Below are 25,040 nucleotides of genomic sequence, written 5' to 3'. Positions count from 1 at the left end.
TCGCGCGACGGCCCCGTCGTCATCCACCCTCCATCCTGCCGCCGGTCAGCCTACGAGTTGACGGCGGCGTGCTCCTGGGCCTGCACGGCCAGCTCGCGAAGCTGGTGGATGGCCAGCGCGTACGCGGCCAGCGGACAGTCGCCGCCGCGCAGCTCGCCCACCAGCTCGCGGTAGGCGCGCACCTGCCGCGGATGCTCCTTCTCCACCTGGTCCAGCGCTCGCTTTCCGTCACCACCGTTGCGGGCCAGCACGGCCTGCACCAGCCCGCGCTGGGCGCGCTGCACGTCGTCGCTGAGCGCCTGGGCAAAGCGGCGCTCCCACGGGTCGCGCCCGGCCGCCGTGCGCACCGCCTCGCGCAGCATGGCCGTGCCAAAGCGCTCGCTTACCGCGTAGAACGCCCTGGCCGTCTTGACCTCGTCCGTGCCGGCGCGGCGGGCCACCTCCACGATCTCCAGCAGCTGCGGAAGAAAGCGCAGCGTGATCAGCCGCTCGCCCAGCGTGCGCTCCACCCCCAGGTCCTGCAGCTCGCCCAGGCGCGCCATGAAGATGGAGCGGTCCTCGCCACTCACCACCTTGGCGAAGTTGCCGCGCAGCACCGCCAGACCGCGCCGCGCGTCCTCGATCAGCGCGTCCGTGGCGCCGTCGCCGGGCACGTTGGCCAGGATCCACGCCGTCGTGCTCTCCAGCACCCGGGCCAGCCCCGTCAGCCAGCGGTACAGCACCTCCGACGGGTACTTGCCCTCCAGCGCCGCCACGTCCGCGCGAATCTCCGGCGCCCCGCTAATGCGGCTGGCCACAAGCCACGCGCGGACGATGTCGGGCACCGCCTGCCCCGTGTCGCGCGCCAGGCGGTGCAGAAAGCTGCTCCCCATCAGGTCCACCAGGTCGTTCACCAGCTGCGTGGTGACGATCTCGCGGCGCAGCCGATGGGCGCGCAGCCGCTCCGGCCCCGCCGCCTGCACCGCCTGCGGGGGAAAGTAGTTGACCAGGTACGACTCCGTCGCCGGGTCGTCGGGCACCTTGCTGGCCAGCAGCTGCGTCTTGGCGAACATCTTGGAGTGCGCCAGAAGCACGCACAGCGTGGGGCGCGTCAGCCCTTTCCCCTCGGTGCGGCGCTCCGTCATCATCGCCGCCGTGGGAATGCCCTCGGCCTCGCGGTCCAGCAGCCGGTCGCGCTCCAGCGCCGCGATCAGCGCCGTAAAGTCGTCCAGCGACTCGGCGGAGCGGCCCTCGTCCAGCGACACGGCCAGCGACTGGCTCACGTTGTCGTGCAGCACCAGCCGGCTCACCTCGTCCGTCATCTCCCGCAGCAGCGCGTTGCGGCTTTCCGCGTCCAGGTCGCCGTCGCGCACCACCGGGTTCAGCAGGATCTTGAGGTTCACCTCGTGGTCGCTCATGTCCACGCCGGCGCTGTTGTCCAGCGCGTCGGTGTTGATGCGGCCGCCGTTCAGGTGAAACTGGATGCGGGCGCGCTGGGTGAACCCCAGGTTGCCGCCCTCGCCGATCACCTTGCAGCGCAGCTCCTCGGCGTTCACGCGCACGGGATCGTTGGTGGGGTCGCCCACCTCGGCGTGCGTTTCTTCCCCGTCCTTTACGTAGGTGCCAATGCCGCCGTTCCACAGCAGCTCCACCGGCGCCTTGATCACCGCGCGGATCAGCGACTCGCCGTCCAGCACCGTCACCTCGTCGCCCAGCCCCAGCGCGGCGCGGGCCTCGGGCGTCAGCTCGACTTCCTTGGATCCGCGCGGCACCAGGATCGATCCCGCCGACATCTTCGCCCGGTCGTAGTCCTCCCACGACGAACGGGGGAGGTTGAAGACGCGCAGCCGCTCCTCGAAGCTGATCGCCGGATCGGGATCGGGGTCGATGAAGATGTGCCGGTGGTCGAAGGCGGCCAGCAGCCTGATCTGCTTCGAAAGCAGCATCCCGTTGCCGAACACGTCGCCGCTCATGTCGCCGATGCCGGCCACCGTGAACGGCTCCTTCTGGATGTCCTTGCCCATCTCGCGGAAGTGGCGCTTGACGCACTCCCACCCGCCGCGCGCCGTGATCCCTTCCTTCTTGTGGTCGTAGCCGTTGGATCCGCCGCTGGCGAAGGCGTCGTCCAGCCAGAAGCCGTACTCCGCCGCCACACCGTTGGCCACGTCGGACAGGTGCGCCGTCCCCTTGTCGGCCGCGACCACCAGGTACGGGTCGTCCCCGTCGTGGCGGACGACGCCCTGCGGCGGCACCACCTTGCCGTCCACCAGGTTGTCGGTGATGTCCAGCATCCCCCGCATGAGCGTGCGGTACTGGTCCGCCGCCTCGGCGCCCATCTGGTCGCGGTCATCAAAGCGCTTGCGGGTGATGAAGCCGCCCTTGCTGCCGTTGGGGACGATCACCGCGTTCTTCACCATCTGTGTGGTGACCAGCCCCAGCACCTCGGTGCGGAAGTCGTCCGGGCGGTCGCTCCAGCGAATGCCGCCACGGCTGACCGGGGCGCCGCGCAGGTGAATGCCCTCCATCCGCGACGAGTGGACAAAGATCTCGTACAGCAGCCGCGTCTTCTTCAGCTCGTCCACGTCCGCCGAGCGCACCTTGAACGACATGTACGGCACGCCGCCGCTGCGCGCCGTGGGGTCCGCGCCGCCGGTGCGGAAGTAGTTCGTCCGGACGGTGCCCTCCATCAGCGCCAGGATGCGGCGCAGCGCGCGGTCGTCGGCCAGCGACGTCACGCCTTCGATCGCCGCCGCCAGCCGCCCGCGCACCTCCGCCTCCTTCTCCTTCCCCGCCTCCGGTCCGAAGCGGGCGTGGAAGAGTTCGACCAGGAGACGGGTCACCTGCGGATACGCCGCCAGCGCGCGCGACACGGCGATGCGGCTGGGGATGGCGCCCACCTGGAAGGCGTACTCGGAGTACGCGCGCAGCAGGTCCGCCTCGCGCCAGCGCAGCCCGGCGGCCAGCGTCAGCCCGTTGAACGGGTCCTCCACCGCGTCGCCGGCGCGCACGGCCAGCAGCTGCTCGGCCAGCAGAGGCGCCAGGTCGTCGGGGATGGGGGCCCCTTCGCGCGTCTGCACGGCAAAGGAGTAGATCATGAAGCCGGGGCCGTCGGTGCGGACGTTGAAGGTGTCCACCTCCAGCACCTTGACCCGCGCGTCCTCCAGAATGGGCATGAAGTCGGAAAGCACCAGCCGCTCGCCGCGCAGGTACAGCTTGAGCAGCGAGCTTCCCTGCGGCGCCGATTCGCCCTCCAGCGGCTGGCGCAGCTGCAGCGCCACGGGCCCGCCGCGGCGGTCCAGCGCCTCCATGTGCAGCACGTCGTGCACGGCCGCGGCGGGCGAGGTGGCGGCGCGGTACTCGGGGCTGAACGAAGGGGCGTAGGCCCGGGCCAGGCGGTACGCCTCGGTGTCGTCGTCCATGAAGGCGCGCATGGCGTCTTCGACCCGGTCTTCCCAGCTGCGCACCAGCCCGGCCACCTGCCGCTCCAGCGCCCGCGCGTCGGGCACCCGCGCGCCGGGGCCGGTGGAAAGGTAGAAGTGCAGCCGTGCGCGGTCGCCCGCGGCCATGGCCACGTGCGAGCTGAGCACGTGGCCGCCCACCTCGGCCGCCAGCCGCTCGCCCACCAGCCGCTTTACCTCGCCGCTGAACCGGCCGCGGGGAAGGATGACCATCACCGCCGCCTCGGCGCGGGCGCCGTCGGAGCGCACGACCACGCGCACGTCCTCGCTGAACAGCGAGGCCAGCGCCGCCTGCACCTCGTCCGCCAGCTGCGCCTCGGAGGCCTCGAACAGCTCCTCCTTGGGCATGCTGTTGACGACGCTGACGATCTCCTTGTAGTCGTGCCCGCCGGGGCGCGCGCCGCTGGCGTCCAGCACGCGCTGCAGCTTGCCGCGCAGGATGGGAATGTCTTCGGCCGCCGTGCTGTACGCCTGCGAGGTGAACAGGCCCAGGAAGCGCCGCTCGCCGCGGATGCGCCCCTGCGCGTCCAGCATCTTCACCCCCACGTAGTCCATCCGCGCACGGCGGTGCACCGTGGCCTCGCGGTTGGTCTTGCTCACCATCAGCACGGGGCCTTCGAACAGCCGCGAGCGCAGGTCGTCGTCCATGCGGCTTACCGGCACGGGCGATTCGTACGCGCTGGTGCTGGCGTCGCGCAGGATCCCCAGCCCGCTGCCGGGGCGCACGGAGATGGTCGCCGCGTCGCCCTCGCCCTCGATGGCGTACTCGCGGTAGCCCAGAAAGACGAAGTTGCCGCGTCCCAGCCAGCGCAGCAGCTCGGCGTCCTCGCGCACCTCGCCGGCGCGGTCGGGGAAGCGCGCGGCGTACTCCTCCACGTCGCGGGCCACCTGGTCCAGCCGGTCGACCATGGCGCCAAAGTCGCTGGTGGCCTCCACCACGTCGGCCAGGCTGCGCCGCACGCCCTCGCGCACCTCGTCGCGGCGGGCGTCGTCGTGCACGCGGGCCACCTCGGCGTGGGTCAGCGCCTCCAGCGTTCCGTCCTCACCGCCGATCTCCACGATCTCGCCCGCGGCGTCGCGGCGCACGCGCAGCACGGGGTACACGTACTGGTGGATGGGCAGGTCCTGCCCCGCCAAGTACTCGCGGATGGTGTCGACGATGAAGGGCCGGTCGCCCACCTCGGCGCGCAGCACCGTGACGCCGGCGCTCCACCCCTCTTCTTCGGGGTTCACCACCTGCACGTTCACCTGGTCGGGCCGGGCGCCGCGCAGGAACTCCCACGCGCCCAGGGTCATGGCGGCAAGCTGGCCGGTGTCGCGCTCTTCCAGCAGGTGGCGCGGCGACTTGGCGAAAAAGGCGCGGGCGAACTGGCAGAGCAGGGGGGTGTCGGTGCGCCCCAGGCCAGTGAGGTGCGCGCAAAGCTCGTCCACCGTGACGGCGTGGGCGGGCGGAGTAAGCGTCGTGCTCATGCGGCTTTATGCTTGGTTATGCCGGGTTCTCGCGCCGGGCGGTCCGGCGGGGGCAGCAATGTAATCATCGGGGTGGATTTTGGCACGCCGCTGCGCAAAATCTGTTCGCCGCGTGCCGGCGGACTTCTCGCGGGCGGACGGTTTTACGGCATTGGCCTCACACGGAGTCAACGGAGTCAACGGAGTTCGTACGTACCGCACCCCGGACTGCGGCGAATCGACCAGGCTGATGGGATGACGGTCGATGTGGGGGATCGGTGCGCTGCGGACGGTCTGGCGCAGGCCCCCTCCGGGCCGGCACCACCGGCCCACCTCCCCCGAAACTGCCGGGGGAGGTTGGGGGGGGCAGGCAGCGGTGAGCCTGGGATCGTTGGGTGCCAGGGCCGCGCCCCCTCCGCTCGCTTAGGCTCGCACCTCCCCCAAAAAAACCTGGGGGAGGTTGGATAAAGCAGTTTTTGGAGTGCTTCGGATGGGGTGGTGCGAGATGGTGAGCCGCCCCCCTCCCCGGCCCAACCCCCCCAACATGGCGGGGGCGGGAGGTTGGAACCCCCATACGGAGCGGGATAGAAGTTATACCCTCAACCTGAGGTACGAACGGGGAGGGGCCGGGGGAGGGGCACCCCGTCGGACGTCAGCGTGATCCCTCTCGGCGAGCCGAGACGGTTGGCGAACCCAGACGATGTCCATCCAACGAAACAACCCTCCCCCGCATCACGCGAGGAAGGGTCCGCATCCACCGGCCATCAATCCATGTCACCCCATCACCCGTTCACCCTCACACCCGTTCACCTCAGATCTTCCACGTCACCCCGAACACCGGCACCAGCGGCACCGTGGCGATCGGCTGCACGCCGTTCTCGCCGTTGCCGGCTTCCGTGTAGCGGTAGAAGAAGCCGTCGCGCTGGTCCAGCGCGTTGATCACGCGCAGGTAGGGGGTGAACTCGGTCGCGCGGCCGGCCACGCGCGGCGCCCAGGTGCGGGAGATCTCGGCGTCCAGGCGCAGGAACGCGCTGGAGAAGGTGGAGACCGGCGCGTCGGTGTCCAGGTCCGCGCCGCTGTTCAGCTCGGAGCTGGGGATGGAGCCGGGCCCCAGCGCACCCTCCACCAGGTTGCCAAAGTCGCGCGACGAGATCGGCGCGCCGTACGCCACCCGCACCCCCACCACGCTGCCCTTCCACCCCAATCCCCGTACCCCCGCGCTCACCGTCTGCCGCCCCACGAAGTCGCCCGCGATCCCCGTGTAGTCGCCCGAGCTCCACACCCAGTTGAGCGAGTAGCCGAACCACCCCGTGAGCGCGGCGCCCGTCCGCCGCACCCACACGTCCACGCCGGAGCTGTGGGCCGTGGACGAAAGGCTGTCCACCGCCACCGCCGGGGGCAGGCCGTCGTAGCGCTTGTAGAAGCCCTCCAGCCCCAGCCGCACCCCGCCGCCCATCTGCTGGTCCAGCTCCAGCGACAGGTGCGTGGCGCCGGCCACCGCCATGTGCGTGGGGATGCGGGCGGAGTCGGCGAAGTTGCGCAGCAGCGAGCCGCGGGGGAGCGGACGGGGAACGCGGATGTACTGGTGATAGCGGCCGCCCGCCAGCGTGAGGGCCGCGCCGTCGCCCACCAGCACCGTGGCCGAGCCGCGCGGCGCCACCGTGGCCCTGCCGCCTACCGAGAACGCGTCGCCGCGCAGGCCGGCGCGCAGCACCACGCGCGAGCCCGGCTGCCAGCTGCCGTCCAGGTAGCCGCCCCACGTGGATCCCGACGCCTCGCCCCGCATCAGCAGCTTGTACTGCGCCGGCGCCGTGGCCATCTGCGTCATCCAGGTGCGCTCGTACGAGGCGCCGTAGCGCAGCAGCAGCGCGCCGCTGGTGCGGGTAAAGTCCAGCCCCGCGCGCAGGCGCTCGCTGCGCCCCGCCAGCTGGAACCAGCGGGTGCCAAAGCGCAGCGGCATGTCGGCGTTGTAGCGGCCGGCCGCCAGCGTGAGCTCCATGTCCGCGCCCTCGTGCCGCCCGCGGTAGCGCACCGAGCCGGCCAGGTTCCCCCACCGCGCCTCGTCGCGCCCCCCCGTCTGGGTGCTGTCCACCCGCACCCCCTCGGTGTTGGCGAAAAGCGTGGTGGAAACGCCGCCGTCGGGAAGGGGAAGGTCGAAGCGGAACAGGCCGTCCCCAAAGTCGTAGGGAAAGGGCTCGCCCTGCAGCTGGCTGAAGGTGCCGCCGTGCACCGTGCGGACGGAACCCAGGTATCGCGCCGGCCCCAGCGGGCCTTCCACGCGGGCGGTGGCGCTCACCATGTCGGCCGTCCCCGCCGCGCCCATGCGCTCGCGCCCGGTGCGCGTGGACAGGTCCATCACGTACGAAAGCCCGCCGTCGTACCGGGCGGGGGCTCCGCCCAGGTACAGACGCGCGGACCCTACCACGTCCGGCTCGAAGGTGTCGATCAGCCCGCCCATGTGGAACGGCGCGTACACCGGCGCGCCGTCCAGCAGCACCAGCTGCAGGTTGGCGGAGGAGCCGCGCACGTACAGCGCGTCCCCCACGGTCCCGGGCTCGGCCGGATTGGGCGTCAGGCCGCCGCTCAGCGGAGTCGTCACCGCCGCCGCGTTCTCCACCGCCTGGTGGTCGATGACCACGCCGATGTCCGGGCGCTCGGCGGCGGTGCTGTCGGCGCGGGGGTCGATGCGGATGACCCGCACCGTGGCCAGGGCGATGGGGCGGTGCACCAGCGCCACGTCCAGCGACACCTCGCCGCCGGGGGGCACCCGCACCCCCTGCTCCATGGGCGCGTGCTCCAGGTGGCGCACGCGCAGCATCTGCTCTCCCGCGGCCACGTTCAGCCGGTACACGCCGGCGCTGTCGGCGATGGCGTGCACCGTCGTCTTGCCGTCGTCCGCCTCGATCACCGCGCGCGCCACGGGAAACCCCGACGGCTCGCTGACCACCGTTCCACGAATGACCCCCCGCGCCGGGTCCTGCGGCGGGGCGGCGGCCGTGAACAGCGCGAGCACGAGGGGGATCAGCATCCGTAAGCCTGGACTTCTATCGATCCGGCGGCCGGGCCCGAACAGGCCCGGCGGCGCCCTTGGTGTGGTCGGCGGCCTGCCCCGAGGCAGGCCGTACATCCGTGGTCGGCGGCCCGCCGCGGGGGCGGGCCGTACGTCCGTGGTCGGCGGCCCGCCGCGGGGGCGGGCCGTGGATCAGTTGCCGCCGGCGCGGAACACAGGCTCGGTGGCGGAGCCCGCCACCCGCGGCGCCAGCGAGCGCAGCGCGGCGCCCTGCTTGGCCGCCAGCACCCGGCCGTTCACCTCCACGAACGCCGCGTCGGCGTCGGCGGGAAGGGTGATCACCAGCTCGCCCGGCCCGGCGCCCATCACCTCGATGCGCCCGGGCCCGGTGCGGAAGCGCGCCGTGGAGGCCGCGCCGGTGGCCGTGACCTCGGCCTTGGCGCCGGGGACCAGCCGGGCCCGCACCCGCAGCTCCGGCGACGACGCCGTCACCGCGATGCGGATCCGCCCTTCGGAGGGGTTGATGGACACGGCCTTGGGCGCCACCTCCACCACGGCCGGGGCCGGCGCCTCGGGGGCGGCCTGCGGCGGCGCCGGCTGCTCTTCGCGCTGGGAAACGCCCAGACCGCGCACCCACTCGCGCGCGGGCGAGCCGGGGATGGCGGCGGCCGCGGCGGCGCCGGCCAGCAGCAGCACCAGCGCCGCGGCCCGGGGAAGCGCCCGGCGGGCTTCGCTCATGGCGCCGCCGCCGCGGCGGTGGCGCGCAAAGCGGGCCTGGGCGGCCAGCACCGGCGGCGCCGCCTCCACCAGCCCCAGCAGGGCCGAGGCGCGGGCCGTCAGCCCGCGCAGCTCCGCCAGCTCGCCGGCGCAGGCGGGACAGGAGGCCAGGTGAGCCTCCGCCTCGGCGCGCGCGCCGGGCGGCATCTCACCGTCCAGAAGCTCCTGCAACGATCCTTCACCCAGGTGTGTCATCCTTCCTCCAGTCGGGCGTCATACACCGCCAGGAACCGCCGGGTTGCGCGGGCCAGCAGCGTGCCTACCGAGCCCGGGGCCACCGCGGCCACCTGGGCGATCTCGTCGTATCTGAATCCCTCTTCGCGCATCAGCAGCATCTGCCGGTCGCGTTCGGGGATCTGCTCCAGCGCCGAGCGCACCGAAGCCACCTTGCGCCCGCGCTCCAGCTCCTCGTCGGGCGCGGGAAGTGCGGACGGTTTCCACGGCGTGGCCGAGAGCAGCCGCTCGCGGCGCCGGGAGGTTCGGGTACCGTCGCGGAACAGGTTGGTGGCCACGGTGAACAGCCACAACCGTGCTTCCTGCTCCGGCATGGTGCGGCCCAGAAGCCGCACGAACGATTCTTGCGCAATGTCTTCCGCGCCGTCCTGGTCGCCGGTCAGGCGGTGCAGGTAGCGGAACAGCGACGGATACACGTCGCGAAAGAGCGCGTCGTAGTCCGCGCCGCCTCCCGAGATGGCGTTCACGGCTGCTCCGGGCGCGGCAGGCTTCGCGGCGGCGCCCCCGGCGGGACGGTCTGCATGCGTGGCTGGCACGAGGTCATCGCTGGAGAAACGCCGAATTACGAACCGGTACGCGGGGTTTGTGGGGCGCTCCGCGTCCGGCGACGTGGAAAGAACGCCCCGCCCGGGCGAATCGTGACACGGCCGGTGCGCCCGCGCAACCCTTTACGGTGTCACGAGGTGCGGGGGTGGATCGTTCTCCCCGTGCAGGACCGCGCGGCCGCACCGTGCCGGCCGCGCCCGCACCACCTCACTGGCCTTTGAAGGAACGATGAAGATCCTCACGCTGCTGGTGCCGTGCCTGGCGCTGGCCGCCTGCAACGACGTGGCCCTTTCGTTCGTCTGCCCCGACGATCAGCAGCCGTCGGTGGCCGTGGGCGTGCTGGACGGGATTACCCGTGCCTCCGCCACGGACGAGTCGCGCGGCTGGTTCACCGTGGGCGGCGTGACCGACTCGCTGCGCCACGGGGTGCGCGTGGAAGGCGTGCCCCAGCTGTACGCGTACGGCCCGCCGGGGGTGTACCAGGTGCGCGTGCAGCGGCCCGGCCACGTGGAATGGGTGCAGAGCAACGTGGTGGTGCAGGGCGCCCGCTGCGGCCCCAACACCGTCACGCTCGAGGCCACGCTTCAGCGCGCGCCGTAGCCGGCTCGTCGCCGTTCTCGCCCCGTTTCCGGGCCCCACGAAGCGCACGGTTGGAGCCTTCGCGTCTTGTGTTCGGCTGCCTCCGTAAGAGAAGGGGCCTCACGCAGAGTTAGCAGAGTCAGCAGAGTTTTCTCGTGCCGATTCCTCGGCGTTCGCGGCGGATGCACGAAAGACTATGCCTCACACGGAGTTAACGGAGTCAACGGAGTTTTCTCGTGCCGTTTCCTCTGGCCTCACGGTCGGAGCACGGATTTCAGAGTGTCGGGTGCGGGTGGGGCGGTCGACGAGGCACGATCTTTTGTAGGAGTGTCTGAAACGGGAGAGAGATGGAATGCGGCAGGGGGCCATCCGCGTTTTTTTGAGGAGGATGCGGATCGGTGGATGGCCTTTCACTGTGCACGATACCAGGCTTATCGCACCACCTGATGTGCGATCTTGTGAACCATCCGCCACTCCGGCGAGCGAGGTGAGCGGCGGCCTCTCCCGTCGTCGGCCTGCTCTGGATCGGCACAAACGGCAACGTGGAGGCGCGAGGGAGGATGTCCTCTGCGCGCCTCCACGTTTGTGCGTGAAGCCCCGTACTTATCCGACCGCCCGGTTCACTGCCAGCGGAAGAAGCGGAGGGAGAGAAGGAAGCCGATCGCCATCCACGCCGCCAGGATGGCCAGCTCGCCCGCGTAGCCGCTGAAGGGGAGCGCGTCGTTGTAGATGGCGCGCAGGGCATCGTTCAGCGCGGTGAGCGGGAGCGCCTGGACCACGGGCTGCAGCGCGTCTGGATAGCGGCTGGCGGGAAAAAAGACGCCGGAGAGCACGAACATGGGCAGCATCACCAGGTTAAGCACGCCGCTCACGCCCTCGATGGTGCGCGCCCGCGTGGACGCCAGCAGCCCCAGCCCCGCGAACGTCATGGCGCCCAGCGTAATCACCAGCGCCAGCGCCGCCAGCGACCCCTGCACCTTTACCCCGAACGCCAGCCAGGCGAACAGCACGATCGGCGGCACCTCCAGCACGATGAACGACAGCCGCGCCAGGATCTGCGCCAGGAGAAAGTCGCGCTTGCGCATCGGCGTGCTGGACATGCGCTTGAGCTGCTTCTTCTGCCGCATCTGCACCAGCCCGAAGCCCATCCCCCACATCCCGGTCGACATCAAATTCATCCCAATTAGACCCGGCAGCACCCAGTCGATGTACCGGCCGCCGGGGCGCCGGTCGCGGTCCTGGACGCTGGGCACCCGGTCCGTTGCCCCCGCCGCGCGCTGCACCACGCGGTCGGCGACGAGCTGCGCACTCCGGCTCTCGGCGCGCGCGGGATCGTAGCGGTAGGTGAGCACGTCACGCCCGGTGAGCAGGACTGCGATCTCTCCTCTGCGGATGGCGTCCTCGGCAGAATCCGGCGAGAGAATCTCAAGCTCTACCTCGGAAGATCGGCCAAGCGCCGGCGCGTACCGCTCGGCCACGGAACCGCGCTCGACGCCGACCGCCGCTCGCTCCGTCGGCCGCTCGCGGAAGGCGATCCCGAGCCCTAGCGCCATGATGATCGGAAAGCCGAAGGTCCAGAACAGCGCCTCCGGTTCGCGCACGAATGAGCGGATGCGCGCGAGCGTGAGTTCTCTCAGCGGGTTGGGGCTGTTCATCCGTGAGTCGTTTCTCGCCGGGAAAATTCCGAATTTCAGCGGCCGCGGCGGTGGCGCTGCAATGCCTTGGGAAGAAGCTCCACATGTGGGTCCGTGACAGAATCCGTGACAAGGCCGGGTTATCAGACGCACGGGCCTTGCCGTCCCACTATGCGTTTGGGCACCTTCTCCGGGCCGCGGAGATTGCATAAGGAAAACGGCGTCGGTGCCGGCGCCGCAAGGCTGGAGAGACCCAAAATGGCCGAGGCTGTCGGTGCGGTGATCGTCATCGGGGAAGATGTGGACGCGTTCGGGGGACCAATCATGTCCTCGATCGAACGGACCGCCGGTTTCACCGACGTAGTGAGCACGAGTGATTGGAAGCTGCCGCAGACGTCACTGGTGCTGATCTCGAGCTACGGGACGCAGTTCGAGTTCATCGGCCTTGTGCACCGGTCGGCGCCCGTCGCGACGGGGAAGAGGCGGGTCCGGGTTTCCGACCTGGAGCCGTTCGACCAGCCGGTTGGCGTGGACGAGATCCTGAGGCGGATCCCTGAGAGGTTTCGCCGGCCGTTCGAGGACGCGATCAATTCCGGATCGGCCGTCCCACCCGCGACCTGGGCGCACGTACTCGATGCGCTGATCGCGATCCGCCCCGATCTCCATCCTGTGGTTGAGCGCCTGCGGCGTTTGGCGACTCCGAAGCGGGTGAGTGGAGAAGCCCAGGCTGTCATCGCCCAGGAGCGCGATGCGGTCAACCTGGCGCTTCGCGCATCGGGGTTCGACCCCGCTCGCCTGGTCGACGTGGATCCAGATGTGGACGGGACGGCGCCGTTTCTAACGGGGCTGCGCGAAGCCTCAATCACCGAAGATCAGGCGATCGGCCATGACGCAGGCGTATTCGGCAGCGGCTGGCGCATGCTCGACCGATACCAGGTAGGGACCGCGGTGTTCGAGCAGGAGGGCACCCGGCTGACGGTGATGAACGTGAACCGTACCAAGGTCGAGCACACGCTCGGCGTGGACCTCCTGTATTACCACCACCAGTACCGCTCGTATGTGCTGGTGCAGTACAAGAGCATGCGCAAGAAAGGGAAGGTCCTCGGATATCGGCCGGGGGGCAAGTCTTACGAGCGTGAAATGGAGCGGATGCGGAGGTTCATGCGCGAGCACCCGCCGACCCCATCGGCAGCGGAGCGCCACAGCTACCGGTTGCATCCCGGCCTATTCTACCTGAAGCTCTGCAGTTCCATCGTGCTGGAGCCGCATTCGACGAAGATGATCGGAGGCATGTATCTGCCGCTCGATTACTGGGACGTCTTGCTGGAATCCGGGGAGGTCCAGGGCCCGCGCGGCGGCCGAATCGTTACGTTCGAAAATGCGGGCCGCTATCTGACGAACTCGCATTTTGTCGACCTGCTCCAGGCCGGGTGGATAGGCTCGCGGCTGGAGCACACCGAGGCCGTGACCCAGCTGGTGAATACCGCGGTGGACGGTGACCGATCTCTGATTGTCGCGGCGAACATGCCGACCGGTAGACCTCGTCCCGCGGTTCGACGCCGGAAAGGCCGCTGAAGGAAGGGTGCGGGTAGTGCAGGGTTCTCGCGGCTGCGGAAGCCGCTGAGAGGGCCGCGACGAGGACAATCGGATGGTGAACGATGTCGAAACAGATCGCGCGGAAGCCACAATCGTATCTCAACGAGCAGCTGGTGTCGGCGCAAGTCCCTGTGCTGCTGCGCGCAAAGGGTTTCGACTCAGTAGCTGTTCGTAAGCCGAAAGGCATGAAGTTGGTGCAAGCGCGGACGGTCAGCGGCGGCTCGGTGACGTTCTGGCTGAAGCAGGGCTGGACCGATACGAAGCGCTATTCCGCGATCCAGTTCGGAATGATCTCTCGGGTTTCCGATCCACGGTCGTTGCCGGATGACTACTTCGTGGACTATGTCGCTGCACGCACAGCCAGCGCGAAGGATCTGGGTGCCACGCACGCGTTGATGGTGCACATGGTCGACTCAGTGATCCAGAACTATGTCGCGGTTGCGATCGACGATGTCGCGGAGGCGTATCGGCGGCAGATTCGCGATTGGCCGCAACGCGCTCGCAATACGAAGACACCGACACTCTGGTTTGAAGATTCCCGGGATCTGCCTGATTCCCCATCAGTGCAGTGTGTGACGAACCTTGAGATTCCGCTTGAAAAGGTTTCCGGTGTGCCTCCTGTCACCATGGTGGCGCCGGACGGATCGGGGTCAAGAAAGGTCACCGTCGAGGTTGAACGCCGTCTGAGGCAGCAGAGCTTCAGAGTTCTGGTTGGGAACCGCTGCGGTTGGCGATGTGTCGTTTCAGGTACCGCGGTCCGCGAGGTCCTCGAGGCGGCGCACCTCCCCGGCCGCGACTGGCGCGTGGCGAACCAAGCTACCGACGGTATTCTGCTGCGCGCCGATCTACACCGGCTCCTTGACCAGGGCATCGCCGAGATCCGTGGTGACGAGTTCATCATCAGGGACAGGTCACGTGCAGGGGAATACCTCACGTTCAGCAACCGACGTATCACGGTTCCCGGGCGGTGACCGCGAACTCACCGATAGGCCTCCAGCCGGGCTAGTCGTGCCGGCTCCTTCAGCCGGTTCAGCCCCTGCACGAGCAACTGCTGGACGCGCTGGTGGGAGATGCCGAGAGCCTCGGCGATCTCCGCCTGCGTCATCGCAGCGCATCCACCCAGCCCGTAGTATCGCCGCAGCACCAGCGCCTCCCGCTCCCGCAGGGTTCCGAGCACCGCGTCGATCCGCCCCGCGCGTTCGCGGACATACGCGTCCTCGTCCGGCAGCGGCTGGTCGGGGTGCGGCAGGCACTCCAGCAGCAGGTCGTCGCCGGTACCTGACCGGCGCGCCCCGGTCAGGTTCAGGGCGTGCGCGGCCTCGACGACCTCCACGCCGGCGGCGCCGGCGAGCTCCGTCAGGGTGGGCTCGCGGGCATAGAGCTGCGCCAGGCGCGCGGCGTGCTTGCGGATGCGTCGGAGCTTCTCCTCGTTTGCGCCCTTCGGGCGCACGGTCACGGCACGATCGAGCGCACGGTGGATGGCCTGGCGCACCCACCACGAGGCGTAGGAGACGAACCTCGCCCCGTTTTCCGGATCGAACTTGGTCGCCGCGTGGACCATCCCGACGTTGCCTTCGTTGATCAGGTCGGCGAGCGGAAGCCCGAGGTGCTGGTACTTCTTCGCGATCATCACGGCGAAGCGCAGGTTGCAGCTGACCAGCGCCTCGGCCGCGGCGGCGTCTCCCGCGCGGATCCGATGCCCGAGCGCACGTTCCTCGGCCGCCGTCAACAGCGGGTAGTCGCCGATCTCACGGAGGTACAGATCGAGGGAGGTCGGGCTCTCCGGGTCGAAAGCGCGCCTCGTGCGGCCCGTGTCTCCGAATGCTTGAATTCGCGTTCGACGACGGGCATGGGCCGGCTGGACTGTGTTGTGGGACATGCGCGCGCACTTGCGGGCCGTGGCGGCCGTTTCCGTCCACGGGGAGCGGACCCCTCCCGTAAGGGCGGACGAAAGCGCGGCACCGGCGGTGCGCCGGGGGATGATCGAGTGGCTGGACTGGCCGGAGCGCAACGGATCCGCCAGGACTGCTGGTCAAGCAGCCTGGCGGATGGGCGAATCAGGTTGGAGTCAGTGACCAGGTCAGATCTGGTCGTGTTGCTCCGATGCTCCGACTTCTTCCGGCGAGGGGATCCGGATCACTTCGCGGTGCGCGGCGGGCATGAACGGGGGGCGTGTCTCGACGTACGCGTCAGTGGCCCCGCCGCGGGGGCGGCTATGGCCGGCATACGCCTTCAGCACCCCTTCCGGCAGGTGCGGCGCCGCCCACGAGAGGTGGGTCGCGCGGAAGATGTGGGTGGTCTTCCGGTGCCGCTTGAGGCCGGCCATGGTTTCCAGTCTCCCGAGGCGCGCGCCATAGCTCTTCCTGCTGGGCCGGGACAGCGGCGTGCCGCGCCGCAGGTGCAGCACGTAGTCGTCGGGGTGCGGGTTCCCGCCGTGCATGGCGTGCAGCCGCTCCAGCCAGGGCCGCAGGCTCCGCTGCATGGGGATCCACCGCGCCGCGCCGGCGCTCTTGGTTCCCGGGATGAAGATCGCCTCCTGGTCGAAGAAGACATGCTTCCAGCGCAGCAGCATGAGCTCGTCGATGCGCGCGGCCGTGCCGAGCAGGAGCGCGATCGTCTCCGCCGTGTTCGGCACCCAGGGCAGGAGGTTGACCCGGCCGAGGACGGCCCGGTCGTACTCGACGGCCGCCGAGAGGAGGGTTGCGATCTCCTCGTACGTGTAGGTCTTGCTCGCGATCATCGCGGAGATCTCTCCGGTCTCGGCGGCCTCGCGCCGCCGGCGGCTGGCGCCGCGGTCCGCGACGCTGATCGTGCCGAAGGGCCAGGCCGTGTCGGGGTACGCGTGGTGCCAGAGCGCCTGCAGGGTGGAGCGCACGTTTTCCTTGGTGCGCCGCATCGCGGGCGTCTCCCGAACGGTGCCGTGCTCCCACTTCCTGACCTGCAGGCCCTCGAGGAACTCGCGGAGCCGCTTGCGCGTGAGTGCCGCGAGGGGGAGGTCCCCGAACGCGGGCTTCAGGTGCACGCGGACGACGCTGCGCCGCACGCTGACGGTGTTGTGGTCGGGTCCGAGGAGCTTCGTCAGGTGCTCGAGGTAGGCGTCGCAGGCCTCGGCGACGGTGAGGCCGGAGTCGGGGCCATCCTCGGCGATCTGGAGCTTCCGCTCCATCCACGCGGCGTAGTGGTCACGGACCCATTGCTCGGCCACGGCCTGGTCGAGGGTCGTTGCGCCCTTCGCCGGCCAGCCCTCGTCGGCCGGGTTCCGGAGCGTCAGGAACCCGGACTTGCCCAGCTGCGCGCCGGACCACTCGCGGCCGCGCAGGTCCAGCACGAACACCGCGCCTTGCGCGCTGGGGCGGGTCTTCAGGCGCTTCAGCAGCCGCTCCGCGAAGGGGCTGGTGTCGCGCTTTTTCTTTCTCTCAGCCATGGGCGCGCGCCGTCGCGGGGCCGTGGGGGCCGGCCCCCGCGGGTGCGGGGGCCTCGTACCTCCCCCTACTGGCGGACGGAGGCGCGGCACCGGCGGCGCGCCTGGTGGCCGCCCTGCCGGGATCGCGGGCCGTGTGACAGCAGCTGGCTGGCGCCTCATGCCGCGGCTGCCTCTCCGGCCGCGTCGGTTTCGATGAGGCCCTCGGCCGAGAGGAAGGCGAGCATCGCGTCTGGCGAAGCCATGCGCGCGCCGTGATCGCGGCCGCCCGGCTTCGCGTGCCAGGCGAGTCGGCCGTCGCCAGCGGCACGGAGAAGCTCCCGGTGCGAAACGCCCGGCAGCATAACTGCCCACTGCTTCAGCTTCAGACCGTCTCCGCCGTGCTCACGGCGGACCCACTCCGCGATCTGCCGCGGCTCCCACTCAGTATCGGCTTTGACAACTCCCAGGGCGTCGGCGTCGCCTGGAGTGTGAATCGTTATTTGGATGAACTCCACCCGGGTGCCCGGCGGAGCGTCACGCACCAGTTGCTCGAGATCCGTGATCTGCATGATCGCACCGTCGCCAGGGAGCGTTTTGTCCTGCCACCTGTCCAGGTGAACCAACGCGCTCAGCAGATGGGGAAAGCGTACACTCAGCGCCCGTGTACGCGAATGAAGGCGGCCTGTCCGCGTGACAGGCCGCCTTGATCTACGGATGAGACCGGAAGTTACCGGTAGGAGATGTTCTCGCCCGGGAGCAGCCGGAGGCGCGCGAGGTGTTGCAGGCTCTCCTCGATGCCGTCGTCCGTGAACTCCGGGAAGCCGAGCTTGTTGCCCTGCCAAGCCTCCTCTGCCCTGATTGCGGCCGTGACCGACTCCACGTCGATGGTGGCGCCGCGCTCCGCGAGCGCCTTCCCGACGGCGTGGATGGTCTGCCAAGCGGCCAACGTCCATCCGTCGAAGCCCGCGATCAGGTCAAGGAACTCCTCGGCGAGCGGCGGGTCGGGCAGGTAGTCGGGAGCTCTCACCACCGCCTCGGCGGCCTTCGGGCCCGGGAGGAACAGATCGGAGCGGTCCTCTGTCTTCTTTGGATCGAGTTCTATCCAGCCGGCGCGCATGCCGCGATCCTCAGCGTCGTCTTCGGCGTGCCGGAGGTCCAGGTCGAACAGGCCGTATGCAGTGACCTCGAACGAGGTGAAGACACCCGGCCCCACAGCCTCCTCCAAGAGGTACAGCGCCTTGTAAAGCTTTACCCTATCCACCCACGGGATTCTCTCGTACAGCCGGTAGACCGTGAAGGCCATGAGCAAGGCGCGGGCGTAGTTCCGTGTGCTGCCCTCCGGGAGCGGTTCGCGACGAGCGACCGCCGCGATGCGCGCCCCGAGCTTCATCTCCCTTGCCCGAAGCCGTGCCTGGTTCAACGCATCCGCGATACCGTCCGCAACGGCGGCATCATAGGCTTCCCGTTCTCCGGGCGCCCAGTCCGGTGCGGAAGCCTGCTCAATCCCTGCAAGCACGAATTCCTGTATCTCGGCCGTGTACTGAGGAAAGTCCCTCAGCCAACGGCGCGTATCCAGGAATCCGCTCTCACCGAGCTCCCGCTCCATGCGGGTCCTGACCTGCTCAAACGCATCCGACATCATGCCGTCTCCAGATTCATGCGGCTCACGAACGTTCCTGCCGTACCTTGAAACCCGTTTTCTGAATCTCCTCACGAAGGACAGGGTCGCGACGGAGGAGTTCGCGGGCGCGGAGACGGAGGTTCGTTACCGTGCGCCGGTCGCAGCCCAGCTGACGGGCGGCATCTCGGGTCGGGATCATCCGACCAACGTCGTCAACGGAATAGACGAGTCGGAGAGAGGGGTGCGGAAGCCGGTCCAGGGCGCGTTTCAGCGCTGCGACCGCGAGCGCGAGCATCCGCTCTTCTTCCTCAGCGTCACCAATCTCTGGAGACGCGTCACGCTCATACGCCAAGAGCACGGAAGGGGGGAGTTGCTCGAAGCTCTCCGTGGCGGCAATGCGCCGAATGTCACGGCGGCTTGCCTCGGCCACGTTTAAGAGGCGGCTTCTCAGCCTCATGCCGAACCGCTCCTGCCACACCGTGTCACCTGAATTCACTGACTGGATGCCAGTCCAGATCGTCTGGCTGGCGGCCGCGAAGAACTCCCTGAACTCAGCTGGTCCCCGCGGCAATCCTGTCCGCCGCATGACCTTTCGCACCATCGAGCTGACCAGCGCTCCTGAGCGTGGATTCGTAGCGCCCGAGGGCGTTGAGTTCAGAAGCGTGGCGCTGCAGGCCTGGAACAATCCCTCGTCAAAGCATCGCTCGTCGTTCAGCTGGCGCCGAAGAACGTACACCAGCACCTCCGCGCGCACCCGCGCCCGGTGCCGGTACACGCAGTCACGGTTCTCTTTTTGTCCGAGATCGCCGATCAGGGCGGCCTCGCGGCTTGCCCTCCTCTTTGCCCTCTCAATCTGTTCCTCGTTGCGAGGCCGACCACGGCCCGGACGTTCCTGCTTGTGTTTGTCGCTCATCAACTCACACCATCTGGCGCAAAAGGTTGGAGCGACAACTTGGATGGGATTGATGCGGCGGGCAAGTTTCCCACCCTTCACAATCCGTTTGGTTCTCCGGGTGAGCGGGTCGGAAGGGCCGGCCCGCGATCGTCAGCGATATGGAGAACCAGGTGGAGCGTACCAGAAGTGGGGGCCGTATCCGACTGCGGCGGAGCCGCCGGCACAATCCCCGAGCGTGTGCGGGCGGCCGGTGCCACACCTGCGTCCGCCTCTACGGGAGGGGCATGGGCGTACCGGCTGTCGGCGCCTCCCATCCCGGATTCTGCCCCAGTCGCGAGGAGGTTCTGCCGCGTCCTTCCAGCCGCAGGTCCCGACCCGGTGTGTGCGATGGCAACAACCCGTCTCCCGGATGGAGACTCAACCGTGCCTCTGTTGCAGGCGCTCGCGAGCGCGTGGCGCGAAGAGGCGTCCGGCCTCCGCCGGCGCTACGGCCTGCGGCAGCTGGCCAGCCTCTGCGAGGCGCACGCGGCCGAGTTGGAAGAGGCGCTCGTCCGTGCGGAGGGGCGCCTGCTGACGCTCCGGGAGGCCTCAGCCGAGAGCGGCTACAGCATCGCGCACCTGCGCGTGCTGCTGGCGTCGGGAGCGCTCACCCAGGCCGGCCGGCGGGGAGCGCCTCGGGTGCTGTCGTCCGAGCTGAAGAAGAAAGGCGCAGACCGGACCAGCGACCAGTCGGCCTTCGACCCGGCGGCAGCGGCGCGCCAAGCGGTGCGCGCGTCCGGCTCCGAGGCGCACGCGAAGGCCGGGCATGCCTGAGGTCATCGCAGGCGGCCCCAAGGGACGGCGCATCGCCGTGGTGGAGGCGTTCGGGTTTTTGGTCAGCGTGGTGCGGTGGCCGGGCGAGAGGCGTCTCCGGCTGGAGGCGGTCATGAAGGGCTCGACGGGGCCCGTATTCCAGGCAGACGCCGGAACAACCGATGTGGCCGGGGCGGAGGCAAACGCGAAGGGCTTCGCCGCGGGGCTGTCCGTGGAGCTCGCTCCGCCCGGGGCATCCGGGCCGGCGCTCGTCCGGCCGACGTACGGGCAGCTCGAGGACGAGATCCGCCGCCGCGGCAAAGACGTGGACGGCCTCCTCAGCAGGCTGCGCCTGTTCATGCGCACGTTCGGCCTGGACGAGCAGGGGCGGGTCGGGCCGGAACTCGGGGCTGAGCTGCCGAAGTACCAGAAGGAGTTCCGCGCGGAGCTCATGCGGCAGGGCAAATCGCCGGCAACGATCGGCCCCTACCTGTCCAAAGTCAACAAGCTGGCTGAGATCGCCGCCTCGGTAACGGTGGTTGAGGGAAGTGGGCTGACGTTCGGTGAAACCCTTCGTGTCGCCATGGAGCGCCGCGGTATTCCGGCCACCACATTGGCACGGACGGCCGCCATTACGAATTCTACCTTGCACGGCTGGATCACCGGACAATTCACTCCCGATCGTGAGAACCGTGAGGCGTTGCCCGTTCTGGAGCGAGAGCTGGGCCTGCCAGATGGCACACTGGCCAAACTCGTTGGCGCGCTTCGGCCGATGCCGCCCCGGAAAACGCGCGCTGGAGCGATGCCGTTCGCGTTGGCACTCAGGAAAGCTCTTCAAGCTCAGAATGTCAGCGCCGCCGAAATTGCCCGCCGGGTCGGCATGCCCAGTCCGACTTTGCAGGGATGGGTTGAAGCGAGGTATGTCCCGGGTGAGAAGCGCCGGGAGTCGACGCTTCCGGTGCTGGAGAAGACTCTCCAGCTTGCCCCAGGCGATCTGTCCAAGCTGCTCCCTGAACCGACCCCGCGTCCGGAGCAATACGCTTGGGCTCTAACTCACGACCAACAGAAGGAATGGGAAACACTGAAGGCTCATAAAACCAATCGGACACCAGCGAATCGAAGTACCCGCGCAGGCTCATTCTGGAGAGTTTATGAAGACGGCGAGTCTCCGACCGCCGATTTCGTCTACACCGACATCAGGCACTTTTTTGGCTACCTTACGCTGCCCCCGGACGCATCTGATCCACGCCTGCGGGGGTTGGGGAGAGACGGCTCCCAACTCTCCATCCTGGACTTAGCCGTTCCCGAGCAGGTTCAGGGGTTCATCGACTTCCGCGCGCGGAGGGCGTCGAGCTACAACACGGCGACGATCTCGTTCCTTGCGTGGCTTCGAGCCCTGCTCCGCCCCAAAACGGGTTTCTTCTGGCAGGCCAACGGGGTTGCATGGGAGAGTTTTTCGCCTCAGTCACTGCTCTTGGCTGACGGCGAGCGTCCACAGGGGACACTGCAGCAGTGGCGTTCGCATTGCGAGCGGATGGTGGAGTGGATAGGCGAGTGGCTGGAAGATCTGAGCGACTCCATCACGCATACCCGCGACTATCAGCACATCCAGGCGATCCTCGATCTGGATCGTCCTATGGATGCTCTGCGGATTTTGCTAGACCGGATGACCGCGGACTATGAGAATACCGCTGACTACCTTTCACCTCTGCGGCGGGCGCTTCGCGTCCGGGACCTACTTTACGTCTCGATGCTCGTGCGGAACCCGTTGCGGAAGAAGCACTGGTCGCAGATGACGTGGCGCGCGGACAATACTGGCCAGTTGCGGAAGCGGGCAGGAGGCGACTACCAGATCTTCATCCCGAGGAGATACTTCAAGAGCCTGGCTGAATTCAGAGACGAGGATTACTTGGCGGACGTGGATCCCGCGCTCACGCCGCTGATTGATGACTATCTCGCCGCGTGCCGACCGCTTCTGCTAGGGGCTGAGGGGTGCGATTGGGTGTTTCGCCCCGGACCAGTGGGTTCGCGGCGGGTCAACACCGAGCCCTTCACTTATGGTAGCTGGTTGAGCTCGATCGTCGTCCGGTACATCCCCGAGTACGCGCCGCGTGGCTTCAACCCGCATGCGGTGAGGCACATCGTGGCGACTCACCTTGTCCGCACGCGTCCGGACGGGATAGACCGTGCAGCGGACGCGCTGCACAACACGCGTTCGATGATCAAGAAGACGTATGGTCACCTCCGGGGCAGGGATCTGACGGCCAAAGCGCAACGCATCATCTGGGAGGAGATAGACCCGTAAGCGGCTTGGTCCCGACGCAGACTCCAGATCGGCGTTACTGGATGAGAGCTCCCATCCGACCTTGGATGGGAGCTCTCGCTGTGTAACCATCGCCGGCCTGACCAGAAATTTTCACTAGTAACAGCGTTTTTGACCACAACAAAAGCTATGTATTTTAACACTAACGAGATAGAAGATTTCCACCTCCGGTCAATGGTCAGGCCGAACTCGGCTTCAATGATCGCCGCCCGTTGCCAAATACTAGCGAAATTCGAGATTCCTCCTGACAACTCGGCGCAGCTGCTCACCTAAGTTTACGGTCGCTGGGTCTTGCAAAGGGTCTTCTGCAGTAGAATCGCCTTTCCTTATTCTGGTCGTACCCCTGCCCCCTGCGGCGCAACTCCGATTCCGTTCCTGTGCGCTCATGTGCCCCGCACTTATCCCGGCCCATCTTGGGCTGCGGCGTCCGCGGGCGGCAGGATCATCGCGGCGATCGTCTCTTCCAGGGCGCTCCACCGGGCCGCGAACGGCGCTTCGGCGCCGAGGGGGAAGAGCTCGTCGAAGAGCACCTCGCTGAGGCGTGAGCGGGGGACGCGCCAGTCACGGCGGTACGGATCAACCGGGAGTTCCCGTGAGAGCAGGTAGCTGGCGGTGTGCGCGAGCTGGTTGATGACGGTCGCGCCAGCGTGGTCCGGGGTGAGCCGCTGTCGTTCCGCGAAGGCGGCGGTGTCCTTCGCTGACCGCCAGATGAGCCTGTAGATCTGGGCGACGGAGAGATCTGCGATCAGGCGCTCGAACAGGTCGTGGGTGCCTCTGCCCGGGCGGAACGCGAGGCGGTGTTCCGCGAGAGTGAACTCCAGGTATTGGAAACATTCCTGGATCAGGACGGCTCTGCAGAGCTGGAGTGCGGACGCGAACTCGTGCTCGCGTTGGAAGGGGACCAGCGGCGCCTCTGGCTCCGGTTGGCTGGCGATGAGCCACGACACGTGCAGCGGGTCGAAGGCCTCGGGCCGGCCGTCCTCATCCCAGTCGAATGCGGAGAGATCGGACTCAGGGGCGACCTGGATGAGCCGCTGGGCATGCAGCCGCTCGACGATCAGGCGGTCCTGGAATGGTGTCGGCGAGAGCGGCGGGTACGCTTGTGCCACGGCCCCTGACGGGTTTTCAGGCCCACCCTTCGCCAGACGGGCGAAGCTCATCAGGTAGACGCGGTCCATCAGCGTCAGCCGGGAAGCCGCGCGGTCGGGTAGGGCCGGGAAGCATCTGCGGATGGCTGCGCGGCGGGCGGTGGCCACCTCCGCCTGTCGCCGTTCCAGGCAGGCGTTGCAGAGCCACTCGTAGGGGCCGGCGCGGCCCCTGACGTAGTCTTCCCGGTTGGCCAGGGGCCGCCGTCCGCCGCACGACCTGCAGGGCCACTCGGGCACAAACGCGATGCTCGCTTTCGCCACCCGCGGCGCGACGTTCCTGACGCGGCTGCACAGGCTGGCGGCGATGGGCGCGACCTTGAACCGGAACGCGTGCTGCTCGTCCTGGCTCCAGTGGGCGGCCGCCGCCTGGGCCAGGGCCGGATCACCGGTGAACGTCTCGACGCGGATCTCGCTCATGGGACGGATGGGGGTCGTCGGGCCTGGTAGCCCGGGTGCCGTGCCTCCCGGCGGCGACGCTGTCCTGGGTTCAGTCGAAGTCGACCAGCTCGACAGGGTCGAACGGAGATCCGTCGTCGTGCAGGGACACGAACTCCGGCTCGTGGCGGTATCTGACGGAGGCGACGCGGTACGCCTCGGCGCTGTCCGGCACGTATCGGACGGATGGGGGCGGCGGAAGCTCGGGCTGCCACAGGAGACCGAGGTCGAGGTCGGGCCCGCCGGCCGTCGGCGGGTGGGCGGCAGGAGCATCGGATCGGGCGGCTGGGTCGGTCTCCACGATCCCTTCCGCGTTGAAGAGCGCGATGTTACGGTTCTCCTCTACATCCTGCCGCTCCCCTTCCTCCGGCAGCCCTGCCTGCGCGGATGAGTAGATCACGCCGTCGAACCCGAGGACGTTGGCGAGATAGTCGGCGACCACCTGCGTCGGCACGTACTCCAGGAACTCCTCGTGGGGCTGGATCGGCCGGCTCACGATGTCGTGGAACCCCATGAGGAAGCGCCACCTCGCCAGCTCCTCGCGGAACCGCGGCCGGAACATGCTCCCGAACGGCGGCAGGCTCCGGAACACCGAGAGATCCAGCAGCTTGAGCGGGCGGACCGCCTCGAAGGCGCCCACCACGACCTGCCCGCCGACGGCCGGGCGGATCTCCGCGACGCAGGTCTCGATGCTGAGCGCCCCGTAGAAGTTGGCGATGCCGGGCGCGTTCATGCGCCCGCCCATGCGCAGGTCCCGCGGAGGCGGTCCGAGCTCGGCGCGCGGATCCTTGAGCACCTTGCGTGAGGCTGCCACCGTATCGGTGCGCCGGGCGCGGTAGATCCTCAGGTCCTCGCCGGGCTTCAGCACCCGCACCGGCGAGGGTGCCCCCGCCCAGCCGGCGGCCTCTACGTCGCCCAGCAGCTCGTCGAGGGATGCGCGGCCTTCGTCGTCGTAGAAGCGGCGGACGTACCGGACCCGTTCCTCGAACCTGCTCCACGCTTCGTTCTGCTCATACGGCCAGACGGCGTGCGGGATGAAGACGTATCCGCCTGAATCGTCGTAGAACGCGTCCGCGCCGTCCTTGACGACGCTGTAGGCTTCCGCGTCCGCGAGGAGCCCGACGATCGCTTCCGCGATCTCGTAGTCGACCTCGAGCATCT

General features: G+C 68.6%; 18 protein-coding genes. 6 read left to right on the top strand and 12 right to left on the bottom strand.

All coding sequences use genetic code 11. The annotated features are described in order from the left end of the window. Positions 1-50: 50 nt before the first annotated feature. From ACOJUJ_RS17350 to ACOJUJ_RS17335, 4 genes are all read right to left on the bottom strand, one after another. Positions 51-4,907: an NAD-glutamate dehydrogenase gene (locus ACOJUJ_RS17350; protein WP_420128165.1), complete on the bottom strand. Its 4,857-nt coding sequence runs from the start codon at positions 4,905-4,907 to the stop codon at positions 51-53. Between the two features lie 790 nt (positions 4,908-5,697). Next, entirely contained in the window at positions 5,698-7,914 is a 2,217-nt protein-coding gene (locus tag ACOJUJ_RS17345; RefSeq protein ID WP_420128164.1) for a TonB-dependent receptor, read from the bottom strand. Positions 7,915-8,088: 174 nt separating this feature from the next. Then, positions 8,089-8,868 (bottom strand): anti-sigma factor family protein, encoded by a 780-nt coding sequence (locus tag ACOJUJ_RS17340; protein WP_420128163.1) that lies wholly within the window; start codon positions 8,866-8,868, stop codon positions 8,089-8,091. After that, entirely contained in the window at positions 8,865-9,374 is a 510-nt protein-coding gene (locus ACOJUJ_RS17335; protein ID WP_420128162.1) for a sigma-70 family RNA polymerase sigma factor, read from the bottom strand. Before ACOJUJ_RS17335 ends, ACOJUJ_RS17340 begins: the two co-directional genes overlap by 4 nt. A 307-nt stretch (positions 9,375-9,681) precedes the next feature. Between ACOJUJ_RS17335 and ACOJUJ_RS17330 the strand changes: the two genes are divergently transcribed. After that, positions 9,682-10,053, top strand: a complete 372-nt coding sequence (locus ACOJUJ_RS17330; protein WP_420128161.1) for a hypothetical protein — start codon at positions 9,682-9,684, stop codon at positions 10,051-10,053. 599 nt (positions 10,054-10,652) lie between these two features. On the opposite strand, the gene ACOJUJ_RS17325 is transcribed toward ACOJUJ_RS17330, so the two are convergent. Next, a complete protein-coding gene (locus tag ACOJUJ_RS17325) occupies positions 10,653-11,585 on the bottom strand; it encodes an ABC transporter permease (RefSeq protein WP_420128160.1) in 933 nt (310 codons plus the stop codon). Here ACOJUJ_RS17325 and ACOJUJ_RS17320 point away from each other — a divergent pair. The 3 genes from ACOJUJ_RS17320 to ACOJUJ_RS17310 all read left to right on the top strand — a co-directional run bounded on the left by ACOJUJ_RS17320 (position 11,584) and on the right by ACOJUJ_RS17310 (position 14,233). Next, positions 11,584-11,784: a hypothetical protein gene (locus ACOJUJ_RS17320; RefSeq protein ID WP_420128159.1), complete on the top strand. Its 201-nt coding sequence runs from the start codon at positions 11,584-11,586 to the stop codon at positions 11,782-11,784. The two genes, ACOJUJ_RS17325 and ACOJUJ_RS17320, sit on opposite strands and share 2 nt — an antisense overlap. A gap of 140 nt (positions 11,785-11,924) precedes the next feature. Next, on the top strand, positions 11,925-13,241 hold the full coding sequence (locus ACOJUJ_RS17315; protein WP_420128158.1) for a hypothetical protein: 1,317 nt from the start codon (positions 11,925-11,927) through the stop codon (positions 13,239-13,241). An 83-nt stretch (positions 13,242-13,324) separates the two neighbouring features. Beyond that, positions 13,325-14,233 carry an HNH endonuclease signature motif containing protein gene (locus tag ACOJUJ_RS17310; protein ID WP_420128157.1) on the top strand — a complete coding sequence of 303 codons (909 nt, stop codon included), beginning with the start codon at positions 13,325-13,327 and terminating at the stop codon, positions 14,231-14,233. An 8-nt stretch (positions 14,234-14,241) separates the two neighbouring features. Here ACOJUJ_RS17310 and ACOJUJ_RS17305 read toward each other — a convergent pair whose 3' ends face one another. The 5 genes from ACOJUJ_RS17305 to ACOJUJ_RS17285 all read right to left on the bottom strand — a co-directional run bounded on the left by ACOJUJ_RS17305 (position 14,242) and on the right by ACOJUJ_RS17285 (position 19,199). Beyond that, entirely contained in the window at positions 14,242-15,141 is a 900-nt protein-coding gene (locus tag ACOJUJ_RS17305) for a sigma-70 family RNA polymerase sigma factor (protein WP_420128156.1), read from the bottom strand. A 201-nt stretch (positions 15,142-15,342) separates the two neighbouring features. Beyond that, complete coding sequence (locus tag ACOJUJ_RS17300) at positions 15,343-16,686, bottom strand: tyrosine-type recombinase/integrase (protein WP_420128155.1); 1,344 nt, start codon at positions 16,684-16,686, stop codon at positions 15,343-15,345. A 155-nt stretch (positions 16,687-16,841) separates the two neighbouring features. Further along, positions 16,842-17,234, bottom strand: coding sequence for a hypothetical protein (locus tag ACOJUJ_RS17295; RefSeq protein ID WP_420128154.1), 393 nt, complete (start codon positions 17,232-17,234; stop codon positions 16,842-16,844). 158 nt (positions 17,235-17,392) lie between these two features. After that, a complete protein-coding gene (locus tag ACOJUJ_RS17290) occupies positions 17,393-18,304 on the bottom strand; it encodes a hypothetical protein (RefSeq protein ID WP_420128153.1) in 912 nt (303 codons plus the stop codon). A gap of 25 nt (positions 18,305-18,329) precedes the next feature. Beyond that, a complete protein-coding gene (locus ACOJUJ_RS17285; protein WP_420128152.1) occupies positions 18,330-19,199 on the bottom strand; it encodes a hypothetical protein in 870 nt (289 codons plus the stop codon). A gap of 405 nt (positions 19,200-19,604) precedes the next feature. On the opposite strand from ACOJUJ_RS17285, the gene ACOJUJ_RS17280 reads away from it, so the two are divergent. Together ACOJUJ_RS17280 and ACOJUJ_RS17275 are read left to right on the top strand one after the other, a co-directional pair. Then, positions 19,605-19,994 carry a hypothetical protein gene (locus tag ACOJUJ_RS17280; protein WP_420128151.1) on the top strand — a complete coding sequence of 130 codons (390 nt, stop codon included), beginning with the start codon at positions 19,605-19,607 and terminating at the stop codon, positions 19,992-19,994. Next, positions 19,987-22,278 (top strand): hypothetical protein, encoded by a 2,292-nt coding sequence (locus ACOJUJ_RS17275; protein ID WP_420128150.1) that lies wholly within the window; start codon positions 19,987-19,989, stop codon positions 22,276-22,278. The genes ACOJUJ_RS17280 and ACOJUJ_RS17275 overlap by 8 nt, the downstream gene beginning before the upstream one ends. 416 nt (positions 22,279-22,694) lie before the next feature. Here ACOJUJ_RS17275 and ACOJUJ_RS17270 read toward each other — a convergent pair whose 3' ends face one another. Together ACOJUJ_RS17270 and ACOJUJ_RS17265 are read right to left on the bottom strand one after the other, a co-directional pair. Then, positions 22,695-23,861, bottom strand: a complete 1,167-nt coding sequence (locus ACOJUJ_RS17270; protein ID WP_420128149.1) for a hypothetical protein — start codon at positions 23,859-23,861, stop codon at positions 22,695-22,697. 70 nt (positions 23,862-23,931) lie between these two features. After that, a complete protein-coding gene (locus ACOJUJ_RS17265; RefSeq protein WP_420128148.1) occupies positions 23,932-25,038 on the bottom strand; it encodes an RES family NAD+ phosphorylase in 1,107 nt (368 codons plus the stop codon). Between the last annotated feature and the right edge of the window lie 2 nt (positions 25,039-25,040).

The sequence above is a fragment of the Longimicrobium sp. genome, assembly GCF_048594345.1.
In the GTDB taxonomy this organism is placed as follows: Bacteria; Gemmatimonadota; Gemmatimonadetes; order Longimicrobiales; family Longimicrobiaceae; genus Longimicrobium.
Note: the sequence above shows the minus strand (reverse complement) of the source record. Positions and strands in the feature narration are given on the sequence as shown.

Coding starts and splice junctions, on each gene's coding strand:
- ACOJUJ_RS17305 (WP_420128156.1), bottom strand. CDS start 15,141: ATGTCCCACAACACAGTCCAGCCGGCCCATGCCCGTCGTCGAACGCGA.
- ACOJUJ_RS17290 (WP_420128153.1), bottom strand. CDS start 18,304: ATGTCGGATGCGTTTGAGCAGGTCAGGACCCGCATGGAGCGGGAGCTC.
- ACOJUJ_RS17345 (WP_420128164.1), bottom strand. CDS start 7,914: ATGCTGATCCCCCTCGTGCTCGCGCTGTTCACGGCCGCCGCCCCGCCG.
- ACOJUJ_RS17350 (WP_420128165.1), bottom strand. CDS start 4,907: ATGAGCACGACGCTTACTCCGCCCGCCCACGCCGTCACGGTGGACGAG.
- ACOJUJ_RS17340 (WP_420128163.1), bottom strand. CDS start 8,868: ATGACACACCTGGGTGAAGGATCGTTGCAGGAGCTTCTGGACGGTGAG.
- ACOJUJ_RS17315 (WP_420128158.1), top strand. CDS start 11,925: ATGGCCGAGGCTGTCGGTGCGGTGATCGTCATCGGGGAAGATGTGGAC.
- ACOJUJ_RS17285 (WP_420128152.1), bottom strand. CDS start 19,199: ATGAGCGACAAACACAAGCAGGAACGTCCGGGCCGTGGTCGGCCTCGC.
- ACOJUJ_RS17310 (WP_420128157.1), top strand. CDS start 13,325: ATGTCGAAACAGATCGCGCGGAAGCCACAATCGTATCTCAACGAGCAG.
- ACOJUJ_RS17295 (WP_420128154.1), bottom strand. CDS start 17,234: ATGCAGATCACGGATCTCGAGCAACTGGTGCGTGACGCTCCGCCGGGC.
- ACOJUJ_RS17320 (WP_420128159.1), top strand. CDS start 11,584: ATGATGATCGGAAAGCCGAAGGTCCAGAACAGCGCCTCCGGTTCGCGC.
- ACOJUJ_RS17330 (WP_420128161.1), top strand. CDS start 9,682: ATGAAGATCCTCACGCTGCTGGTGCCGTGCCTGGCGCTGGCCGCCTGC.
- ACOJUJ_RS17325 (WP_420128160.1), bottom strand. CDS start 11,585: ATGGCGCTAGGGCTCGGGATCGCCTTCCGCGAGCGGCCGACGGAGCGA.
- ACOJUJ_RS17300 (WP_420128155.1), bottom strand. CDS start 16,686: ATGGCTGAGAGAAAGAAAAAGCGCGACACCAGCCCCTTCGCGGAGCGG.
- ACOJUJ_RS17265 (WP_420128148.1), bottom strand. CDS start 25,038: ATGCTCGAGGTCGACTACGAGATCGCGGAAGCGATCGTCGGGCTCCTC.
- ACOJUJ_RS17270 (WP_420128149.1), bottom strand. CDS start 23,861: ATGAGCGAGATCCGCGTCGAGACGTTCACCGGTGATCCGGCCCTGGCC.
- ACOJUJ_RS17275 (WP_420128150.1), top strand. CDS start 19,987: ATGCCTGAGGTCATCGCAGGCGGCCCCAAGGGACGGCGCATCGCCGTG.